Source organism: Acinetobacter sp. 766875, from assembly GCF_000582055.1.
Lineage (GTDB): Bacteria > Pseudomonadota > Gammaproteobacteria > Pseudomonadales > Moraxellaceae > Acinetobacter > Acinetobacter nosocomialis.
On sequence record NZ_JEXX01000008.1, the window covers coordinates 93,986 to 113,798 of the forward strand.

Annotated in this window: 15 protein-coding genes; 6 read left to right on the forward strand and 9 right to left on the reverse strand. The window is 41.0% G+C overall.

The annotated features are described in order from the left end of the window. Positions 1 to 2 precede the first annotated feature (2 nt). Positions 3 to 1,994 (forward strand): acetyl/propionyl/methylcrotonyl-CoA carboxylase subunit alpha, encoded by a 1,992-nt coding sequence (locus J576_RS09555; RefSeq protein WP_002048354.1) that lies wholly within the window; start codon positions 3 to 5, stop codon positions 1,992 to 1,994. Beyond that, positions 1,991 to 2,893: a hydroxymethylglutaryl-CoA lyase gene (locus tag J576_RS09560; RefSeq protein WP_002048413.1), complete on the forward strand. Its 903-nt coding sequence runs from the start codon at positions 1,991 to 1,993 to the stop codon at positions 2,891 to 2,893. The genes J576_RS09555 and J576_RS09560 overlap by 4 nt, the downstream gene beginning before the upstream one ends. Before the next feature lie 251 nt (positions 2,894 to 3,144). On the opposite strand, the gene J576_RS09565 is transcribed toward J576_RS09560, so the two are convergent. Then, positions 3,145 to 4,086: a LysR family transcriptional regulator gene (locus J576_RS09565; RefSeq protein ID WP_002048395.1), complete on the reverse strand. Its 942-nt coding sequence runs from the start codon at positions 4,084 to 4,086 to the stop codon at positions 3,145 to 3,147. Between the two features lie 205 nt (positions 4,087 to 4,291). Here J576_RS09565 and J576_RS09570 point away from each other — a divergent pair, with 205 nt between their 5' ends. Continuing rightward, positions 4,292 to 7,774: an indolepyruvate ferredoxin oxidoreductase family protein gene (locus J576_RS09570; RefSeq protein ID WP_002048366.1), complete on the forward strand. Its 3,483-nt coding sequence runs from the start codon at positions 4,292 to 4,294 to the stop codon at positions 7,772 to 7,774. A 59-nt stretch (positions 7,775 to 7,833) separates the two neighbouring features. Here J576_RS09570 and J576_RS09575 read toward each other — a convergent pair whose 3' ends face one another. Next, positions 7,834 to 8,637 (reverse strand): thioesterase family protein, encoded by an 804-nt coding sequence (locus J576_RS09575; RefSeq protein WP_002048385.1) that lies wholly within the window; start codon positions 8,635 to 8,637, stop codon positions 7,834 to 7,836. A gap of 196 nt (positions 8,638 to 8,833) precedes the next feature. After that, positions 8,834 to 10,636, reverse strand: coding sequence for an acyl-CoA dehydrogenase C-terminal domain-containing protein (locus J576_RS09580; RefSeq protein ID WP_002048332.1), 1,803 nt, complete (start codon positions 10,634 to 10,636; stop codon positions 8,834 to 8,836). 304 nt (positions 10,637 to 10,940) lie between these two features. Here J576_RS09580 and J576_RS09585 point away from each other — a divergent pair, with 304 nt between their 5' ends. Next, positions 10,941 to 11,390, forward strand: coding sequence for a PaaI family thioesterase (locus J576_RS09585; protein ID WP_001984007.1), 450 nt, complete (start codon positions 10,941 to 10,943; stop codon positions 11,388 to 11,390). A 20-nt stretch (positions 11,391 to 11,410) separates the two neighbouring features. On the opposite strand, the gene J576_RS09590 is transcribed toward J576_RS09585, so the two are convergent. The 6 genes from J576_RS09590 to J576_RS09615 are packed head-to-tail and all read right to left on the reverse strand — an operon-like array spanning position 11,411 to position 17,866. Continuing rightward, entirely contained in the window at positions 11,411 to 12,628 is a 1,218-nt protein-coding gene (locus tag J576_RS09590; RefSeq protein WP_002048287.1) for an MFS transporter, read from the reverse strand. 18 nt (positions 12,629 to 12,646) lie between these two features. Further along, positions 12,647 to 13,963, reverse strand: a complete 1,317-nt coding sequence (gene dcaP / locus J576_RS09595; RefSeq protein WP_002048326.1) for an outer membrane trimeric porin-like protein DcaP — start codon at positions 13,961 to 13,963, stop codon at positions 12,647 to 12,649. A gap of 37 nt (positions 13,964 to 14,000) precedes the next feature. After that, positions 14,001 to 14,654 carry a 3-oxoacid CoA-transferase subunit B gene (locus J576_RS09600; RefSeq protein WP_000116037.1) on the reverse strand — a complete coding sequence of 218 codons (654 nt, stop codon included), beginning with the start codon at positions 14,652 to 14,654 and terminating at the stop codon, positions 14,001 to 14,003. Beyond that, positions 14,654 to 15,322: a 3-oxoacid CoA-transferase subunit A gene (locus tag J576_RS09605; protein ID WP_031996636.1), complete on the reverse strand. Its 669-nt coding sequence runs from the start codon at positions 15,320 to 15,322 to the stop codon at positions 14,654 to 14,656. Before J576_RS09605 ends, J576_RS09600 begins: the two co-directional genes overlap by 1 nt. Positions 15,323 to 15,369: 47 nt before the next feature. Continuing rightward, positions 15,370 to 16,653: an MFS transporter gene (locus J576_RS09610; RefSeq protein ID WP_002048335.1), complete on the reverse strand. Its 1,284-nt coding sequence runs from the start codon at positions 16,651 to 16,653 to the stop codon at positions 15,370 to 15,372. A gap of 58 nt (positions 16,654 to 16,711) precedes the next feature. Then, on the reverse strand, positions 16,712 to 17,866 hold the full coding sequence (locus J576_RS09615) for an acyl-CoA dehydrogenase family protein (RefSeq protein WP_000617392.1): 1,155 nt from the start codon (positions 17,864 to 17,866) through the stop codon (positions 16,712 to 16,714). A gap of 312 nt (positions 17,867 to 18,178) precedes the next feature. On the opposite strand from J576_RS09615, the gene J576_RS09620 reads away from it, so the two are divergent. Next, positions 18,179 to 18,967, forward strand: coding sequence for an enoyl-CoA hydratase (locus J576_RS09620; protein WP_002048406.1), 789 nt, complete (start codon positions 18,179 to 18,181; stop codon positions 18,965 to 18,967). A 29-nt stretch (positions 18,968 to 18,996) separates the two neighbouring features. Then, positions 18,997 to 19,758 (forward strand): SDR family oxidoreductase, encoded by a 762-nt coding sequence (locus tag J576_RS09625; protein WP_002048283.1) that lies wholly within the window; start codon positions 18,997 to 18,999, stop codon positions 19,756 to 19,758. Positions 19,759 to 19,813: the final 55 nt, after the last annotated feature.

Below are 19,813 nucleotides of genomic sequence, written 5' to 3' on the forward strand. Positions count from 1 at the left end.
TCATGTTTGAAAAGATTTTAATTGCGAACCGTGGCGAGATCGCCTGCCGCGTAATTCGTACAGCTAAAAAATTAGGTATTAGAACGGTTGCCGTTTACTCAGATGCAGACGCAAATGCACAACACGTCAAACTTGCAGATGAAGCGGTTTATATTGGTCAGTCCCCTGCCACACAAAGTTATTTACAGGTTGATCGTATTATTCAAGCTGCCATTGATACAGGTAGCCAAGCGGTTCACCCAGGCTACGGCTTCCTTTCTGAAAATGACCAGTTTGCACTCGCTTGCCAACAACACAACATTTGCTTTATTGGCCCGCCAGTGGATGCCATTTTAGCGATGGGCTTAAAAGCAACCTCGAAAGCTTTAATGGAAAAAGCAGGTGTCCCTTTAACGCCGGGCTATCACGGAACTAACCAAGATGCCGGCTTTTTAAAGCAACAGGCAGACCGAATTGGCTATCCTGTTTTAATTAAAGCCAGTGCGGGCGGCGGTGGTAAAGGCATGAGTCTGGTTGAACGCAGTGAAGATTTTCTGCATGCCTTAGCCTCTTGTAAACGTGAAGCCAAATCGAGCTTTGGTAATGATGATGTCTTGATTGAGCGTTATGTGATTCAACCGCGCCACATTGAAGTGCAAGTGTTTGGCGATACACATGGCAACTACGTACATTTGTTTGAACGTGATTGTTCGGTACAACGCCGTCACCAAAAAGTGCTAGAAGAAGCCCCTGCTCCACAAATGCCAAGCGAAAAGCTCGATGCAATGCGCCAAGCTGCAATTGATGCTGCACGCGCCGTAAATTATGTTGGTGCAGGTACGGTCGAGTTTATTGTAGAACAAGACGGTACGGCGTATTTCATGGAAATGAATACCCGTCTGCAAGTCGAACATCCTGTTACTGAAATGATTACAGGTGAAGACTTGGTCGAATGGCAACTTCGTGTGGCTTATGGTGAACCTTTGCCTAAACTACAAAACGAATTACGCATTCACGGACATGCGCTCGAAGCACGTATTTACGCTGAAGAACCTGAAAAAGGCTTTTTACCTGCTATTGGTAAAATCGACTATTTGCACTACCCAACTCAAAACCAATATGTGCGTGTAGACAGCGGTATTGTTGAAGGCGATGAAATCACGACGTATTACGACCCGATGATAGCTAAACTCATTGTATGGGGTAAAAACCGTGAAGCTGCGCTTATTCAAATGCAAAATGCTTTGAGCCAATTCCATGTCGATGGCTTAGGCAACAACATTGCTTTTCTTGAAAAGATTGTACGTAGCGAATCATTTAAACAAGCTAAGCTTGATACCAACCTGATTCAGCGTGAACAAAACTTCTTGTTTAGTCCTGAAGAAATTAAACCAGAACTGGTAGTGGCAGCGGCATTTATTGGGTTTCTAAGCAAACTTAATAACAACAGCTCAAACCAAAAACAGCTTTGGCAAGCTCAACCGCTTTGGCGTTTAAATATTACCTATCAACACAGTATTAAACTGAATTATTTAAATCAAAATATTCAAATCAAATTTGCCTCAAATGAAGATGGCTTCACCGCAGAATATAACGGTCAAAGCTACCCGATTTCAGGTCAATTGCTTGATGCTCATACTGCCTCTGTTCAAATTGGTGGGACTCAGCAAAAGCTGTCTTTTAACCAAAGTCAGCAAGGCATTACCTTGTTCCAAAATGGACAAAGTTATAAGTTTGCTTATATTCGTCAAGACTTTAATCAAGCAGATAGCCAAGCTGACGAAGGCCACCTAAAAGCACCAATGCCGGGTGTGGTCACGCAAGTGCTAGTCAGTGCAAATCATAGCGTGAAAAAAGACGATATTTTAATGACGCTTGAAGCCATGAAAATGGAATATACCATCCGCGCCCCTAAAGATGGTGTGATTGTAGATTCCTACTTCCAAGTCGGTGATCAGGTCAAAGCTGGTGATGAGCTTGTGGAATTTCAGCCTGCACAGGAGGAAGTTGCATGAGTGAGTTTGTCAAAATCGTGGAGGTCGGTCCCAGAGACGGCCTCCAAAACGAAAAGCAGGCTTTAACTGTCGAACAGCGCTTAAATTTCATTAATGACCTAATCGGTGCGGGCTTAAAATCGATTGAAGTCGGTTCATGCGTTTCGGCAAAATGGGTGCCGCAAATGGCTCAAAGTGATGAGCTATTTAAGCTGTTACCCCAAACAACCGATGTGCAATTTAGCCTGCTCACTCCAAATATTAAAGGTTTTGAAACTGCTCAAGCCGTAGGATGCAAAGAGGTTGCGGTGTTTACCGCAGCTTCTGAAAGTTTTACCCGTAAAAATATTAACTGCTCAATCGAGGAAAGCTTTGAAAAATTTAGTGATGTCATGAGTGCGGCAAAAGCCCATAACATCCGTGTACGCGGTTATGTCTCTTGTATTGTCGATTGCCCTTATGAAGGTCCAATTGCTCCTGAGCAAGTGGTGAAAGTGGTTAAACGACTCCATGACATGGGTTGCTATGAAGTGTCTTTAGGTGAAACCATTGGCACCGCAACACCAGATCGCGTTCAAAAGGTATGGCAAGCCTGTCTTGCTGAGCTCGACAGCAAGGTTTTAGCCGGCCATTTCCACAACACCTATGGCATGGCGATTGCCAATATTTATCAGTCTTTACAGCAAGGTATTCGCGTTTTTGACTCGTCTCTTGCAGGACTTGGGGGTTGCCCTTATGCCAAAGGCGCCTCAGGTAATGTATCGACCGAAGATTTGTTTTATTTACTATCCCACATGGGTTTTGAAACTGGCATTAATTTAGAAAAACTGATGCAAGCCAGCCAAAATATTAGCAATGTATTAAACCGAAAAAGCTTGTCGAATTATGCAAATGCTTACTGGCAAACCAAGTGTGCCTAGTCATCAATTAAAGTAGCTCAGCATCTGGTATAAAGCTGAATATTAGGTGAAATACCAGATCATCCTATCTCATCTTTATCTCATTCTGTTCAGGAATTGGGACTCAATCCCTCATGCAATTTTTTTAAAATCTGTTATTTATCTTTGTATTAAATGCCTCTTTCAAAAGAAGCATTTTCTACCTTATTTTTATTCTAATCCGTATTATTCTTCATCCTTTTTCAATTGTAATCCTTAAAAAATTTATCTCATTATTTATAAAAATAAGATGCATCCATTTCAATTCTTGGAGAAATATATTCTTCTACCCAATCTAACCATGCACGTGTTTTGGCATCAATAAAATGGCGTGAAGGCAATAAGGTATAAACCCCGATATCAGGTGAACGCCACTCTGGCAAGATATGACATAATCTTCCATTCTGAACTGCATCTAAAGCCGAAAACATCGGCAATAATGCGATGCCCATATCCTGTTGTACCACATCTAATAATAACTCAGGGTTATCTGCAATGAGTTGCCCACCAATGTCGATTTGGTAAGACTCACCACTTGTATTTAATAAGTGCCAATCTGGTGTAATAGACGGATTTACCAAGCGTAAACAGGCATGATTTTTTAGATCTTCGGGGGACTCAGGTACCCCATGTTTTTCTAGGTAAGCAGGTGATGCACATAAAACAGAAAAAATAGTGCCAATTCTGCGTGCAACAAACCGTGAGTCTGTTAATGATTCAGTCAGATAAAGGCTAACATCGACCCCTTTTGCCAACAGGTCCGGAACGTATTGTGAAGTCGTATATTCCACGGTTAATTCGGGGTAATGTTTACAAAACTCGGCCATCACTGGAAAAACATAATGATGCCCAAAGCTACCCATACTTAATACGCGTAAACGGCCTTTGGGTTTAGAAGCCGTTCCGGTGACTTCTGATTCTGCTTCATCCACCATTGAAATGACTTGGCGACAGCGCTCTGCATAAGTCGCACCAATATCAGTGAGGGCCTGCTGGCGCGTTGAGCGTTGTATTAATTTTGTACCTAAGCGTGTTTCTAGCTCGCTGATAAGACGTGAAACCTGTGCTGTGGTCAGATCCATCTGCTCAGCTGCTGCTGTGAAACTCCCGCTATCAATCACTTTCAGGAATGCATGCATTGCATGCAATAGTCCACCATCGAGATTTTTGCGCATAACGTAAATATCTTTTCCTAAATTACGGATTGTTGCACCAGTTTAGATCAACCACAATGACTAAATGTACATACATTGGCACTAATTCTTTTTTAAGAAGAGGAACCGATCTTTTTTATTTCGTATGTCACTTGCTCCAAATATTCAACTGGATGTTGAAAAAAAGAAAGTAGTCCGAGCTACTAAAAATTCTAAGGAGATATAAATGAATATAGCTACAAAAGTCACTCCAAATATTATTGCAACAAAGGATGTGTCACTTGAAGATAAATATGTAAGTGATAACGGTACAGCATTTATGACCGGCATTCAGGCACTTGTTCGGTTGCCTCTTGCCCAAACTCGCCGTGACGCGATCAATGGTTATCATACTGCTGGTTTTATTTCTGGTTATCGTGGTTCCCCTATTGGTAACTATGATAATTTCCTTTGGCAAGTTGAAGGATTACTTAAATCCCATAATGTCGTATTTCAACCTGGTGTAAACGAAGACTTGGCTGCTACCGCAATCTGGGGTACACAACAAGCAAATCTTTCAGGTCAAGGCAAATATGATGGAGTGTCTTCATGGTGGTATGGTAAAGGCCCGGGTGTTGACCGTTCAGGCGATGTACTCCGCCATGCTAACTTAGCTGGTACCTCTGAACGTGGTGGTGTCGTTGCTTTATTTGGTGATGACCACTCATGTAAATCTTCTACAGTTCCCCACCAGTCTGAACATGTCATGATTGGTTGCGGTATTCCAATTTTCTACCCAACATCCGTTCAACAAATTTTAGACTTTGGTGTTCACGCCATTGCTGTTTCACGTTTTTCCGGTCTTTGGACTTCCATGAAGCTGGTCAGTGAAATTGTAGAAACTTCCGCTTCAGTTCATGTCGACTTAGCCCGTGTTACTCCTGTTATACCAGAAGATGTCAATTTCCCAGAGGGTGGCGTTAATATTCGTTGGCCAGATCATGGCATCCAACAAGAAGAACGTCTTTATAAATATCGCTTACCTGCTGTTTTGGCCTATGCCCGTGCGAATAAAATCAACACCGTTGCATGGCCTTGTGAAAATGCCCGTATCGGTATTGCTGCAAGTGGTAAAGGTTATTTAGATACCATTGAAGCCCTACGTATTTTAGGTATTGAAGATGAAACTGCCCAACAGCTTGGGCTACGTGTTTATCAAGTTGGTCTGATTTGGCCTTTAGAACCACAAGGCATTCGTGAATTTGCCGAAGGTTTAGAAGAGCTAATCGTTATTGAAGAAAAACGACCAATTCTTGAAACACAAATTAAAGATGAGTTGTACTCACTTCCTGATGACAAACGTCCTCGTGTTATTGGTAAAGCAACTGACGGCAAAGGTGAATGGAGTACCTCTATTGAAGAAGCACCACTCATTGGACACTATGAGTATCAGCCTGAACCGATTGCAAAAATGTTGGCTGCTCGCTTCTTAAAACTTGATATTCCATCAAGCTTAAAAGTACAAATTCAAAGCAGAATCGACTTACTGCTAAAAGCAGAGCAAGAATCAAAACGTGTGATTGACCTTGCTGAACGTAAACCGTATTTCTGTAGTGGTTGCCCACATAACTCATCAACAGTCGTTCCTGAAGGTAGCCGTGCACTCGGTGGTATTGGTTGCCACTATATTGCTGTTTCGCTTGATCGTGGCACGGAAACATTCTCTCAAATGGGTGGTGAAGGTGTAAGTTGGGTCGGTGCATCGCCTTTTACCAATGAAAAACACATTTTTGCTAACCTTGGTGATGGAACCTATTTCCACTCAGGTTACTTAGCAATTCGTCAGTCTATTGCTGCAAAAACCAATATCACCTATAAAATCCTCTACAACGACGCTGTCGCTATGACAGGCGGTCAGCATGTAGATGGTCATTTGAGTGTTGCACAATTAACTCGTCAGCTCGATGCCGAAGGTATTAAAAAACAAGTCATTGTGACTGATGAAATCAAACTGTTAAATGAAGAAGACGGTATTGCACCAGGTGTAGAAATTCGCCACCGTAATGAGCTTGATGCAGTTCAACGTGAGCTGCGTGAAATTTCAGGTGTAACCGCTTTAATTTATGTACAAACCTGTGCCAGTGAAAAACGCCGTCGCCGTAAACGTGATGCTTACCCTGACCCAGCTGAACGTTTATTCATTAATACCGATATTTGTGAAGGCTGTGGCGACTGTTCTAAAAAATCAAACTGTTTATCTATTGAGCCAGTAGAAACAGCATTAGGTACTAAACGTCAAATTAACCAAAGTAGCTGTAATAAGGACTTCACTTGTGCTGAAGGGTTCTGCCCAAGCTTTGTGACTGTTCATACACGTGATATGAAACGTCCTGCTAAATTTGAAGGTATTAGCGCAGGATGGCCAACATCACCCGTTATTCCTCAGTTATATGATGTTCCAAGTCGTATTATGGTCGGCGGTATTGGTGGTACGGGTGTTGTGACTATCGGTGCACTTCTTGGTATGGCAGCTCACCTAGAAGGCAAAGCAACACGTGTTATGGATATGGCAGGTCTTGCGCAAAAAGGTGGTACGGTTTATTCATACGTACAACTTGCAGCAAGTGATGAGCAAATTTCTTCGACCAAAATTCCAGCAGGTCAATGTGAATTACTCATTGGTGCAGATGCAGTAGTTGCTGGTAGTGGTGCAGCCCTCTCTCGCTTAAAAGAAGATGCCCTAGTCATTGTAAATGAAGACAGCACCCCTACTTCTGAGTTTATTAAATCTCGTGACTGGTATGCACCTATTACCGATTTAATTGATCGTCTTCGTGGTCGTGTTCGTCAAGGTCAACTGGTTTCTCTACCAGCGGCTCGCATTGCCACACTACTCTTAGGTGATTCAATTTATACCAACCAGTTATTACTCGGTATGGCATGGCAATCTGGTCGCATTCCGCTATTACGTGAAAGTATTGAAAAAGCAATTCGCCTAAATGGTACGGCTGTTGAAAAGAACCTCGAAGCTTTCCGTGTGGGTTGTCATCTTGCAAGTGACCCGACTTTAGCTGGACGTTTACTTGCGGCAATGCCAAAAACCAAAACTCCGCAAACTTTGGCTGAACTTGTTGAAGACCGTTCTGCTCGTCTAACAGACTACTGGAATGAAGCTTATGCAGCTAAATACCGCACACTTGTAGAATTGGCAGCTAAAAAGTTACCAGAAGAGTTAACAGGTACGATTGCAACTCAGCTTTACAGAGTTATGGCTTATAAAGATGAATATGAAGTTGCACGTCTACTAACAGGTAAAAGCTTCAAAGAATCGATTGAAACCCAATTCGGTAAAGGCTTACGTTTAACGTATCATCTTGCTCCGCCAGCGTTACTTGGTGGTCTGAAAAATGTCCGTAAACGTGCGTTTGGTTACTGGATGCGTTTCCCGATGATGATGCTCGCTCGCTTACAATGGCTTCGTGAAACTTTCCTTGACCCATTTGCGCGTCAAGAAGAACGTCAACACGAACAAGCTTGGCGTGACCGTTACATCGCATTTGTTGAAGCACTTGTTGAGGCACCAGACAATCATAACTTGGCAGTTGCTGAACAAATTGCAAAATTACCGGCAGAAGTCCGTGGTTATGAGCATATCAAAATGAAAGCAATGGACGCTGCAAAACAACGTTGGGATGAGCTTACGCCAACATTGCTAAAAGTCCGTAACTAACAATTAAATCTCAATAAAAAAGTCATCCTTGGGGATGACTTTTTTATTGGCTCAAAAATTTATTTAGTCATTTTACGTAAAGTCAAAATCTGCTCGCTTCGTCCAAATGGACCATACACATCATGTAAAACTGCACTGGTTAAACCAATGCCATCCGAACCATATTGCTGAACGGTTTCCAGACCTAACCATTTACCTTGCGGATAACGGTGCATGTGAATTTGTAAATCAAGATTTGGAAAGCCCCAAGTAAATTCTCCTTCTTGTCTTGGGACAATGCCGTTTGCGGTATCTACCATGCCAATTAAATGCGCAAAATCTGTGGTCGGCTGGCCTTCAACCATTTCTTTATCATTGTTTAGCCAAACAATGCCTTTGCCCGCGCGGTGCTGATCATCAGTTTTAGTGACTAATGTCTGGATAAAACCACCCGGCCATCTTTTCATGCCTGTCCATTCGGTAAAGATATCTGGATGATGAATTGGTTGATCTTCAAGTCCCGCAATCTCGGAACTGTCTTGAGTGCACATGCGCCATGCTCTAGCCACAATACAAGTTTTACCTTGTGCTTGTAGTTCTGCTTCAATCAATTCAATCGTTTTACCGGCACGAATGACATGTGTTTTAATCGTAAATTCACCAAATGCAATCAATCCAAAGATATCAAAACTAATTCGACCAATTCGCATATCTTGTCGTGGTGAAAACTGTTCTAACTCTACTGCGATCACGCCACTTGCAGGCGCCATATGCTGTTCATGAGGATTCCATGCCCCTTGTGCATGAACAGTTGAGCAATAATGAGCAATCACTTCACCTTGAGGACCAATTGTTCTATTCAGTAATTGATAATAAGCATTCATGATTTTCTTTCCTTAGTCTTTGTCCAACATCAATATTTGATGAAAATTCACGTTTTAATGCTTATGTTAACCCTCTATTTATTTGACTCAACTGGTTTTTCCTACCAAAAACTGATGAGTCTAAATTTACAAATTTAATCACTAGGTAAAATTTCGCATGTCAATTTTACCCAGTGATTCTAAAACTTACCATTCACTAAAATGCAAAAGCATCTTGATCGAGCTCCATCACAGTATCAGCTCCAGACTCAATAGAAGCGGCATGGCTCTGTGTACGATGTAAAAGCTTTTGATAGAAAAACTTAGCAGTCGTTAATTTTGCTTTATAAAAAGCTTCTTCTTGTGTACCCGATGCTAATTTTTCATGGGCAACTTGTGCCATTCGCGCCCACAAATACGCGAACACGACGTAACTAGAAAAATAAAGATAATCTACTGAAGCAGCCCCTATTTCTTCTGGGTTGTGCTTGGCTTTCTCTGCAATAGATTTGGTCAGTGACAGCGATTGCTGCTTAAGCTCAGCTAGTTTTTCTAAATAAGGTTTTAAGACTTCATTTGATTGGTGCTGTCTAATAAACTGATCAATTAAATCGGTCATATTTTTTAAAAGTTTGCCTTCCGACTTGAGGACTTTACGTGCCAGCAGATCTAAAGACTGAATCTCGGTTGTACCTTCATACAATGTCGAGATACGTGCATCACGTACAATTTGCTCCATGCCATGCTCAACAATAAAGCCATGACCACCAAATACTTGAACACCATGCTTTGCAGACTCATTACCCGACTCTGTTAAAAAGGCCTTAGCAATGGGTGTTAAAAAAGCCAATAATTCATCGGAGTGTTTTTGCTGTACCTGATCGTTTGAGCTTTCGACAATATCGACATGCTGAGCCAGAAAGTAAGCCAGTACACGGCCACCTTCAGAAAAAGCTTTTTGTGTCATTAACATTGAACGTACAGCGGGATGCACGATAATTGGGTCGGCATTTTTCTCAGGATATTTAGGACCAGATAACGAACGCATAGCGAGACGCTCTTTGGCATAACTTAATGCGCCTTGAAATGAAATTTCAGAAGCAGCGAGCCCTTGTACGGCTGTTCCAATACGTGCGGTATTCATAAAGGTAAACATACAATTGAGCCCACGATTTTCAGGACCAATTAAATAACCTTTCGCGCCATCAAAATTCAGTACACAGGTGGCATTGCCATGAATCCCCATTTTATGTTCAATCGCACTACAAACGACTTTATTACGGTCCAGCACCAGACCATCATTACTCACATTAAATTTAGGCACAATAAATAAAGAAATACCTTTAGTCCCTGCAGGTGCCTGAGGCAAACGGGCTAAAACAATATGAATAATATTTTCAGAAAGATCATGTTCTCCTGCTGAAATAAAAATCTTTTCACCTGTAATTGAGTAACTACCATCCTGATTTGGCTCTGCTTTTGTTCTAATTAACCCAAGGTCTGAACCTGCATGTGATTCGGTTAAACACATGGTTCCGGTCCAAACACCGCTAATGAGTTTAGTCAAAAACTTCTGTTTTTGTTGCTCGGTCCCATGGTGCTCAATTGTTCTCATTGCACCATGAGACAACCCCGGATACATTGCCCAAGCCCAATTGGAACCACATAACATTTCAGAAATCGCAATCCGCAGCAATGTCGGTAAACCTTGCCCACCATATTCCGGATCGGCGGTTAATGAAGTAAACCCAAGCTCGGCATATTTTTGGTAGGCTTCTTTAAAACCTTTCGGCGTTGTCACCACACCTTGATTTAAATGACAGCCTTCTTGATCGCCATTTTGGTTAATCGGTGCCAATTCATTTTCACAAAAATCTGCTGCTGCCTCTAAGTATTGATCAATTAATTCTCGATTTACGCTTTCCTGATATTTGCTTAAACCTTGATAGTTCTGTTCTGTTTGAAGCATTTCATGCAGTACAAATTGCATATCGCGTAATGGAGCTTTGTATAAAGGCATAGTTTTTTCCTTTCACCTCTCTGCCTGTGTCATGGGCAGATAACGTTTTTCCTTAAAATGGACTTTTATTGTTTCAATCTCATCAAAATATCAAAAAATTTCTTATAGCAAAATATATTTTCACTAATTTAGTAAAATTATCGTAACTTAGCCATAGGAATAAAATATAGATATATGTTTTAAATACAAATATAAGATAAAAAGTTATTAGTCTCGTTTTAAGTAGAATAAATTTATATTTTGTATTGCAAAATTTTATTCCGTAAAAAATCAATTTATAGTATGGTGATTAGACTGCTTAATCATGCAAGGACGATTTATGGAAAGCCCGAAATACACAGGTCTTGAGTTTTTAACCGCTTTAAAAAATGGTGAAGTTTCTCCATCACCTATGGCTCACACCATACCGATGGAACTCGTTGAAGTTTCCGAAGGTAAAGCAACTTATAAAGTTACTCCTCGCAAAGAACATAGAAATATACAAGGCGGTGTACACGGCGGCTTTTGTGCCACAGCTTTAGATACGGCGACAGGCAGTGCGGCCCATACCCTACTTGAACATGGTGTTGGCTATGGAACCATTGATTTAAATGTAAAAATGATCCGCCCTATGCAGGTTGATACGTCTTACTATGCGACGGCCGAGTTGATCAATGCGGGCCGCAATATTATTAGTACCCAAGGTAAAATCGTAGATGAGAACGGCAAAGTGTATGCTTTTGCTTCGGCAACCTTAATGATTATTCGCAAATAATAAAATATCTAAGCTCCTATTTATGGAGCTTTTTCTTGCTTTGCTATCTTGTTCATTTCATAAAAATCTAAGCGATCAATCACGAAACTCAGCATTGCCATCGCTAAACCTAAGGCTGCACATGCTTCCCATCCCCAATGTTTCCAAGCATACACCGCAATAAAAGAACCTAAGGCGGCTCCGCCAAAATATAAGGTCATATAAATTGAATTAATACGGGAACGTGCCTCGGCCGAAATCCGGTAAACCAGATTTTGGTTGAGCACATGAAATGCTGATAAACCAAAATACGCCATAACTACACCAACAGCATAGGCAAGCAGAGACTGCTGTGCAAAAAATAGTGGTATCCATGCACTCATTAATAACCCCATGCAAATTACTGCAATTTTATTTTCAAGGCCTGCTGCAATTTTCTTGCCTGCCCATGGAGTCGCAAACACGCCAGCCAAGCCAACAATACCAAATAAACCGATCTGGAAATCGTTAAAATGATAAGGCTCATTCGCCAAAATAAAAGTCATAGTGGTAAAAATGAGAGCCAAAATACCAAAGCCAATTCCCCCTGCCAAACCACGGCGTAGTAAATGAGGCTGATGAACAGCTAAGGAAAATAGCGAACCATAAATCTGTAGAATATTGAGCTGATGGGATTTCCGCGCAACTGGTAATTTCACCCACATCACCCAAGCAAACACCAAAATGACAATTCCGCTAATTAAATAAACCGCATGCCAAGACCAAACTGTAGAAAGTAAGCCTGCAATAGAACGTGCCAATAATATTCCCAAGAACAAACCACTCATGAGGGTGCCTACAACTTGAGGGCTTTTTTTCGGGCTGGCTAAACCTGCGGCAAAAGGAACTAAAACTTGAGTCGCAATCGAAAAGAATGTAGCTAAAAAGGTAAAGCCATATAAAGCTGGCAAGGTTTGACTTAAGGATAGCCCTACTTGTGCAAGCCCCGTACAACACATGAGCAGGCAAATATAACTACGCTTTTCAAAAAAGTCGCCTAAGGGAACTAATATAAAAAGGCCAACTGCATATGACAGCTGGCTAATCACAATAGTTAAAGCGACCTGATCGGCATTGACTTTTAATGCTTCTGCAATGGAATAGATTAAGGGCTGATTATAATAGTTTGAACCCGCACAAATTCCACATGTCATTGCCATGATAAAAATAAAGCTTTTTGACAGTATATTTTCTGCATTGGGCTCAACTATTTTTTCCATTTTTAATTACGCCCTATTTTAGAATTTATACATTGATACAAAGTTTATGCGTGACACATCAGCGGTTCGGCCATCGAACACTTCACGTTTGCCTTGGTGATATTCCATCCCAATATCCATTTGCTCAATTGGAGAATAAAAGACGTTAGCAGCATAGTCCGTTAAGCGTTTATTAGCATCTGGGTTAAGTTTGGCATAAGCCGTGTCATCATCATAATCAAACATTGAAGCCGATAAGTTCGCACGCCATTGCTCATTAAATTTATATGAATAGCCAATATTGATACTATTCAACTTATTCATCACCAAATCTGTTTTGTCTTCGTTTAAGGAGAAATCTCCCGCAGCATTTAAACTTGTTGAATTTGCCAGTCCACTCTGAGTGGTGTACGGCATAAATTTTTGATCACCGACTATATATTGATAATTTGCTTGTAGCGATTGTTGTGGCGTGAGTTGATATTTTAAGCCGCCTCCAGCACCCCAGCTTACTTTCTTCACCGTAGCAGTTGCGACATCTACGGATTTTTCATTGATAAAACCTTGCGCAAGAGCAGTTAAAGGCCCTTGTTTAAAAGTATAGCGCCCCGTTAAAGATGGCAATGCCGAGACTCTCGAACCTGTATATTCCAAAGCTACTTTTAAATCATTATTGGCATCAATTTTCCAGTCATAGCGAATTTGAGGAGTACGCGTATAGGAAGTTCCCACAAATTGGGTGTAATCAACAGCTTCTGTACGGGTTTCCATGTTAGACATGAGTGACCATGTTTGACCAAAGGTCCAGTCTTTATAAGTGAAAAAAGCATGACGGATACGGAATTTACCATCCCCCGTTCCCATGTTAGAGCTATCAAAGAAATCGGCTTCAATATTTCCCGTCACAGCTTTATTTGGGCTATTAAAATAAACACCGAGTCGGCTTGCATTAATCATGGCATCAGAGCGTGCATGATTCGAACGTTTTTCATTTTCAAAAGGTGTTCGGTACAGACTGCTGGTCGTTCTACCACCCGAGTCAGGTGATGATTTAAAATCAACCGCTGCATCAATACGGGCAATACCGTAAACCTTAACGTTATCCGTCCAAGTAACCCATGAAGGAGCAATAGGCTTTTCTGTTACCGTTGCTTTAGTTTTTTCAATGTTCTCTTCGATCTTAACCTGTTTGACCTGTAAATTATTTTGAGTTTGTTTCTGAGCAGCAAGTTCTGCTTTTAATTTTTGCAGCTCGGTTTCTAGCAAATTAATTCTTTGTTCTGTGGTATCTGAAGAATTTGCAAAAATAGTCCCTGAAGCCGCAGCGCAAGCTGCAGCTAAAATTAATTTTTTCATCTTTTAATCCTTAAAGAAGCGTTTTTTCCGTGTGTATTTAGGCTACACGTGCATCGATTAGTTCACAGTCAGTGACTGCCTGTAATTCATCAAAAGTTAAGCCGTCTACCATTTCCTTGACGTAAGCTTTTTGGTCTTTGAGTTCAATAATGCATAAATCGGTATAAATACGGTTGACACATTGTTCACCCGTTATTGGATAGCTCAGTTCTTTTACAATTTTGGGCTCACCTTTTTTAGTCACATGCTCCATATAGACATAAATCGTTTTTGCACCGACTGCCAAATCCATAGCACCGCCAACTGCAGGTACATCATCTGCTTTACCGGTATGCCAGTTTGCCAAGTCTCCATTGACCGCAACTTGGAATGCACCAATCACGCAAATGTCCAAATGACCGCCACGCATAATGTCAAATGAGTCACCATGATGCATAAAGCATCCACCATCTAACAAAGTGACAAGTTCTTTTCCGGCATTTACCAGATCTTCATCTTCCTCACCCGGTTGTGGTGGAGGTCCAAAAGCCAAAACACCATTTTCCGAATGTAAAAAGATTTCTTTGTCTTTTGGCAAGAATTTAGCAACGTTGGTCGGTAAGCCAATACCTAAATTGACATAAGAACCTTCCGGAATGTCATTGGCAATGAGTTTGGCAATATCTTCACGAGAACGCTTTTGAACTGACATTAGATATCTCCTACTTTTACAACGTGCTGAACAAAAATTCCCGGTGTAATAATGCACTCTGGGTCAAGCGTTCCTAGCTCTACGGTGTCATTCACTTGAACAATCGTGGTCTTGGCGGCTTTTGCCATAATTGGTCCAAAATTGCGAGCCGCTTTGCGGTAAGTTAAATTGCCCCAGCGGTCGGCTTTATCGGCATAAATCAGTGCAAAATCAGCTTCAAGTGGATATTCAAGCACATAGTTTTTACCGTTGATGGTTCGGGTTTCTTTGCCTTCGGCAATTTTAGTGCCATAACCAGTCGGAGTAAAAATAGCACCGAGACCAGCTCCCGCTGCCTGAATACGACATGCCAAATTACCTTGCGGTACCAGTTCTAACTCAATTTTTCCCGCTCTATATAAGTCTTGAAAAACGGTTGATCCTGCAGATTTCGGAAATGAGCTAATCATTTTTTTGACACAACCGGCAATAATCAGCTTGGTTAGACCACGGTCACCCGAAGCTGCATTATTGTTTACAATGGTGAGTTCTTTTTTTCCTAAATCGATTAAGGCTTCAATTAATTCAGCAGGTTGCCCCGTCACACCAACCCCGCCTGTCATGATGGTTGCACCATCAGGAATAGCTTTTAAAATCGGTTCAATGTCACTGGTGATTTTATTTATCATCTCACTTGTCCCTTTTCATCCTTAATTTAAGGTGACAGATAAATCTGTCACTCTGCCTTTTGCGGGTTAAATAGTCGGTCTTTAATAAATAACAATGGAATTACCCCGCAGATAAAATAAGCCGCAGCCATTACCAAAAGTCCTAAGCCAATAGAACCGTTTTGCGATAGATAACCAATTGTTAATGGAGAAAAAATTGAAAGTACTTTGCCAATGTTATAAGCACCGCCCACTGCCGAGCCTCGAATAGAAGTCGGGAAGCTTTCTGTCATATAGGTGGCATTAATTGCATATGGAATACCGTAAAGGAAACCGAAAAACAGCATCATCCATAAAATGTTGGTTGGTGTATTTAAGTAAACAATGACTGGAATAAATAAGGCTGTACCAATGGTTCCAAAAGCGAATACAGCGCGGCGTCCTAATTTATCGGCAACAATTCCTGCAATTACTTTGGCGAACATCATAATCAGGAAAGTACCCACCATATACATGGCCATTTCTTTAAACTTGATGCCTAGATCAGACTCTAAATAAGCCGGTAACCAGTTACTTACGCCGTAATAACCAAACTGTAGTGCACCAGTACTAATAATCCAAAGTACAAACATGGTGCCATGTTTTTTATCTCTTAAAATCTCAAGATATGGATTTTGACGTTTTTTAGGTTGGCTACTTTGAGCTATTTCTAACGCTTTTAATTGACGCGCTTTTTTCCATGACTCAGGTTCAGGTACACATATGTGCATCAAAATTGATAACACCACAGGCGCAATTGCAATCCAATACAGGAAACGCCAGCCGTGTTCAGGAATAATGTGTCCAGCTAATAAGGTCGCTAATAAAGAACCTAAGGTATAACCTGTCATCAGCGTTGCTAAAACGGTAGAACGATGTTTGGTCGGAACCATTTCTGACATTAAAATATTACAGGCAATATAAAGTGCACCTAAACCCATCGCTCCAAAAGTTCTTAAAACTGCAAATTGCATATAAGAGTGTGTAAAGCCTAGCGCACAGGTTAGAACTGAAGAATAAGCAATAAAGAACACAATAATGCGAACCCGACCAAAACGGTCACATGCCCAACCACCAATGAGACCGCCCACGGCCGAGCCAAATAGAGTCAGGCTTCCTAATGTTCCAGCTTGCACACCAGTTAAATGAAATTCTGTTTTAAGACTGGTGAGGCTTAATGCCAAAAAACCTAAATCTGCCCCATCACATAAAAGTGTAAAAAAAGCGAATATAAATGCAGTAATCCAAATCTTTTTGGGTGTTTGAATAGCTTCAGTGCTACTCATATTTTCTGTCACAGTATTTGTTGTCATGTCCATATCCTCAGAAGGAACATGAGGCATCCCATGCCTCATGGCATTTGATTTTTTATTAGGCTGTAGCTTCCCTAATCATGTTTTTGGCAATAATAAGTTGTTGAACTTGCGTCGTTCCTTCATATAAACGGAACAAACGTACATCACGATAAAAACGTTCAATGGCATATTCACTGATATAGCCTGCACCACCATGAATCTGTACACAGCGGTCAGCAACGCGGCCACACATTTCTGTCGCAAACATTTTTGCGCAAGAGGCTTCCGTACTAATGTTTTCGCCATTATCACGGCGGCGAGCTGCATCTAAGACCATACATTTAGCGGCATATATTTCGGCTTTTGAGTCGGCAAGCATGGCTTGAATAAGCTGGAAGTTCGCAATAGGTTGACCAAACTGTTTACGCTCAATCGCATAGTGCAATGCGTCGTTTAACATGCGTTCGGCGACACCCACGCTATAGGCACCAATGTGCAACCGTCCTTTATCCAGCACTTTCATGGCCGTTTTAAAACCAACACCCTCTACGCCACCAATCAATGCAGAAGCAGGTACACGGCAATTTTCAAAAATTACATCACAGGTGTGTGAACCCTTTTGACCCATTTTTTGGTCAATTTTGCCCAAGGTAATACCTGGTGTATTCGCTTCGACTAAAAAAGCTGAAATACCTCCCGACCCTTTAATTTCAGGATTCGTTCGAGCCATTACGGTAAAGGTTGCAGCATGGGGTGCATTAGTAATAAAACGCTTGGTACCGTTTAACACATAAAAGTCACCATCTTTTACCGCACTGGTTTTTAAAGAGGCAGCATCAGAACCAGACTCAGGCTCGGTTAAACAAAATGAACCAATAATTTCGCCACTTGCGTAACGTGGTAAATATTTCTGCTTTTGCTCTTCTGTACCATCAATCAAAATTGCACTTGAGCCAATACCGTTATTGGTTCCAATTAAAGAACGGAAAGCCGGTGAAGTTTGTCCAAGTTCAAATGCAACTCTGACTTCTTCTTCCATGGTGATGCCTAGGCCACCATATTCTTCGGGAATTGTGAGGCCGAACAAACCTAGCTCACGCATTTGCTGCACAATGTCATCTGGAATTTTGTCTTTCTCTACCACTTCGTTTTCACGAGGGATCAATTCATTTTTTACAAAATCTCGAATTGTTGAAAGTAACTGCTCCAACATCCCTTCATCACGGATCATCTGTGATCTCCCTTTTTATATATTTCCATCGTATCCATCAGCCATTTCCAGCTGGTCTGGATACCATGCTTTTAAATCTTGTTTACTGCGGATGTGTTTCATAGTACGAGAACAAAAATACAAATTTCAAGCTTTTTTGAAAATTAATTTCGTTAAACGAAATTTAAATTTAGACCATTACCTAATATCAATAACTTATCTATTTTAAAAGATGATACCTACGCTATTAAGAGAAATAAGACTTGAAATAAATTCCAAAATAAGCATCATAAAAGGAATATAGTTTTGATATGCGAAACAAGGAATTCAAAAATGAGTGTGTCAACAGGGAATAATTTCGTAGAAGTCGACTTTTCTATTCAAAAAATAGCAGTTGTTAAAATTAACCGCCCAGAAGCAAAAAATGCTTTAAACAGTGAAGTTCGCAAACAACTAGCACAAGCTTTTACCGAGTTAAGTTTTAACGATGAAATCCATGCGGTTGTGCTCACAGGTGGTGAAGAAGTCTTTGCCGCAGGTGCAGATTTAAAAGAAATGGCAACCGCAACTTCCACAGAAATGTTATTACGTCATACCGAACGTTATTGGAATGCAATTGCCCAATGCCCTAAACCCGTGATTGCTGCTGTAAATGGTTATGCATTAGGTGGTGGCTGCGAACTTGCAATGCATGCTGACATTATTATTGCAGGTAAAGGCGCAACCTTTGGCCAGCCGGAAATTAAAGTCGGTCTAATGCCAGGTGCTGGTGGTACACAACGATTATTCCGTGCAGTGGGTAAATTCCATGCCATGCGCATGATTATGACAGGTGCTATGGTGAAAGCCGAAGAAGCCTATACCATTGGTCTTGTTTCACAAGTCACAGAAGATGACCAAACTATTCCAACTGCGATTCAAATGGCACAAAGCCTCGCCAAAATGCCTCCTATTGCCCTGCAACAAATTAAAGAAGTTGCACTAATGAGCGAAGATGTTCCATTAAATGCAGGCTTAACTCTAGAACGAAAAGCATTCCAGTTGTTATTTTCTACCGAAGATAAAAATGAAGGCGTTCAAGCTTTTATCGAAAAGCGTAAGCCGTCGTATCAAGGTAAATAATTTAAAACCATAATAACAAAGGAATGAAAATGGCCAGAAAAGTATTAATTAGTGCAGGTGGTTCAGGGATAGGACGATGCATTGCCGAGGCATTTTTAAACAATCAGGATGAAGTTTTTGTTTGTGATATCAATGCTAAAAGCTTAGAACAATTTCAACAAGATTATCCAAAGCTACACATATATACCTGTGATTTAGCCGACCATGAACAAATTAAACTCATGTTTAGTCAAGCCATTCATAAACTTGGCGGTATTGATATTTTAGTCAATAACACAGGCATCTCAGGCCCGACCGTTGCAGCAGATGAGCTAAGTTTTGAAGATTGGAACACGGTGATTAATTTAAACCTGAATAGCACTTTTTTAATTACCCAGTTAGCCATTCCCTATTTAAAGCAAGCACAGGCAGGCGTGATTATTAATATGTCGTCTATTGCAGGCCGCTTAGGCTATCCATACCGATTAGCCTACTCCACTTCAAAATGGGGACTGATCGGTTTTACCAAAACGCTTTCTATGGAACTCGGTGCAGACAATATTCGAGTTAACGCTATTCTTCCGGGGGCAGTCGATGGTGATCGGGTTCAGCGCGTATTACAAGCCCGTGCCGATGTAGCGCATACCTCACTTGAAGAAGTGACTCAAAATGCACTGAAAAATCAGTCGCTCAAATATTTTGTCAATCCAAAGCATATTGCAGATTTATGCCTATTTTTAGCGTCAGATAGTGGTCGCTCAATTTCAGGGCAAATCTTACCTATTGATGGTGATAAACAATGCTTAAGCTAAATCACCCAACCTTATTTTTCCGTTTAATTTCAAATATAGATTAATCATCAGGATG

Coding starts and splice junctions, on each gene's coding strand:
- J576_RS09625 (WP_002048283.1), top strand. CDS start 18,997: ATGGCCAGAAAAGTATTAATTAGTGCAGGTGGTTCAGGGATAGGACGA.
- J576_RS09605 (WP_031996636.1), bottom strand. CDS start 15,322: ATGATAAATAAAATCACCAGTGACATTGAACCGATTTTAAAAGCTATT.
- J576_RS09565 (WP_002048395.1), bottom strand. CDS start 4,086: ATGCGCAAAAATCTCGATGGTGGACTATTGCATGCAATGCATGCATTC.
- J576_RS09570 (WP_002048366.1), top strand. CDS start 4,292: ATGAATATAGCTACAAAAGTCACTCCAAATATTATTGCAACAAAGGAT.
- J576_RS09590 (WP_002048287.1), bottom strand. CDS start 12,628: ATGGAAAAAATAGTTGAGCCCAATGCAGAAAATATACTGTCAAAAAGC.
- J576_RS09620 (WP_002048406.1), top strand. CDS start 18,179: ATGAGTGTGTCAACAGGGAATAATTTCGTAGAAGTCGACTTTTCTATT.
- dcaP (WP_002048326.1), bottom strand. CDS start 13,963: ATGAAAAAATTAATTTTAGCTGCAGCTTGCGCTGCGGCTTCAGGGACT.
- J576_RS09615 (WP_000617392.1), bottom strand. CDS start 17,866: ATGATCCGTGATGAAGGGATGTTGGAGCAGTTACTTTCAACAATTCGA.
- J576_RS09560 (WP_002048413.1), top strand. CDS start 1,991: ATGAGTGAGTTTGTCAAAATCGTGGAGGTCGGTCCCAGAGACGGCCTC.
- J576_RS09585 (WP_001984007.1), top strand. CDS start 10,941: ATGCAAGGACGATTTATGGAAAGCCCGAAATACACAGGTCTTGAGTTT.
- J576_RS09610 (WP_002048335.1), bottom strand. CDS start 16,653: ATGACAACAAATACTGTGACAGAAAATATGAGTAGCACTGAAGCTATT.
- J576_RS09555 (WP_002048354.1), top strand. CDS start 3: ATGTTTGAAAAGATTTTAATTGCGAACCGTGGCGAGATCGCCTGCCGC.
- J576_RS09600 (WP_000116037.1), bottom strand. CDS start 14,654: ATGTCAGTTCAAAAGCGTTCTCGTGAAGATATTGCCAAACTCATTGCC.
- J576_RS09575 (WP_002048385.1), bottom strand. CDS start 8,637: ATGAATGCTTATTATCAATTACTGAATAGAACAATTGGTCCTCAAGGT.
- J576_RS09580 (WP_002048332.1), bottom strand. CDS start 10,636: ATGCCTTTATACAAAGCTCCATTACGCGATATGCAATTTGTACTGCAT.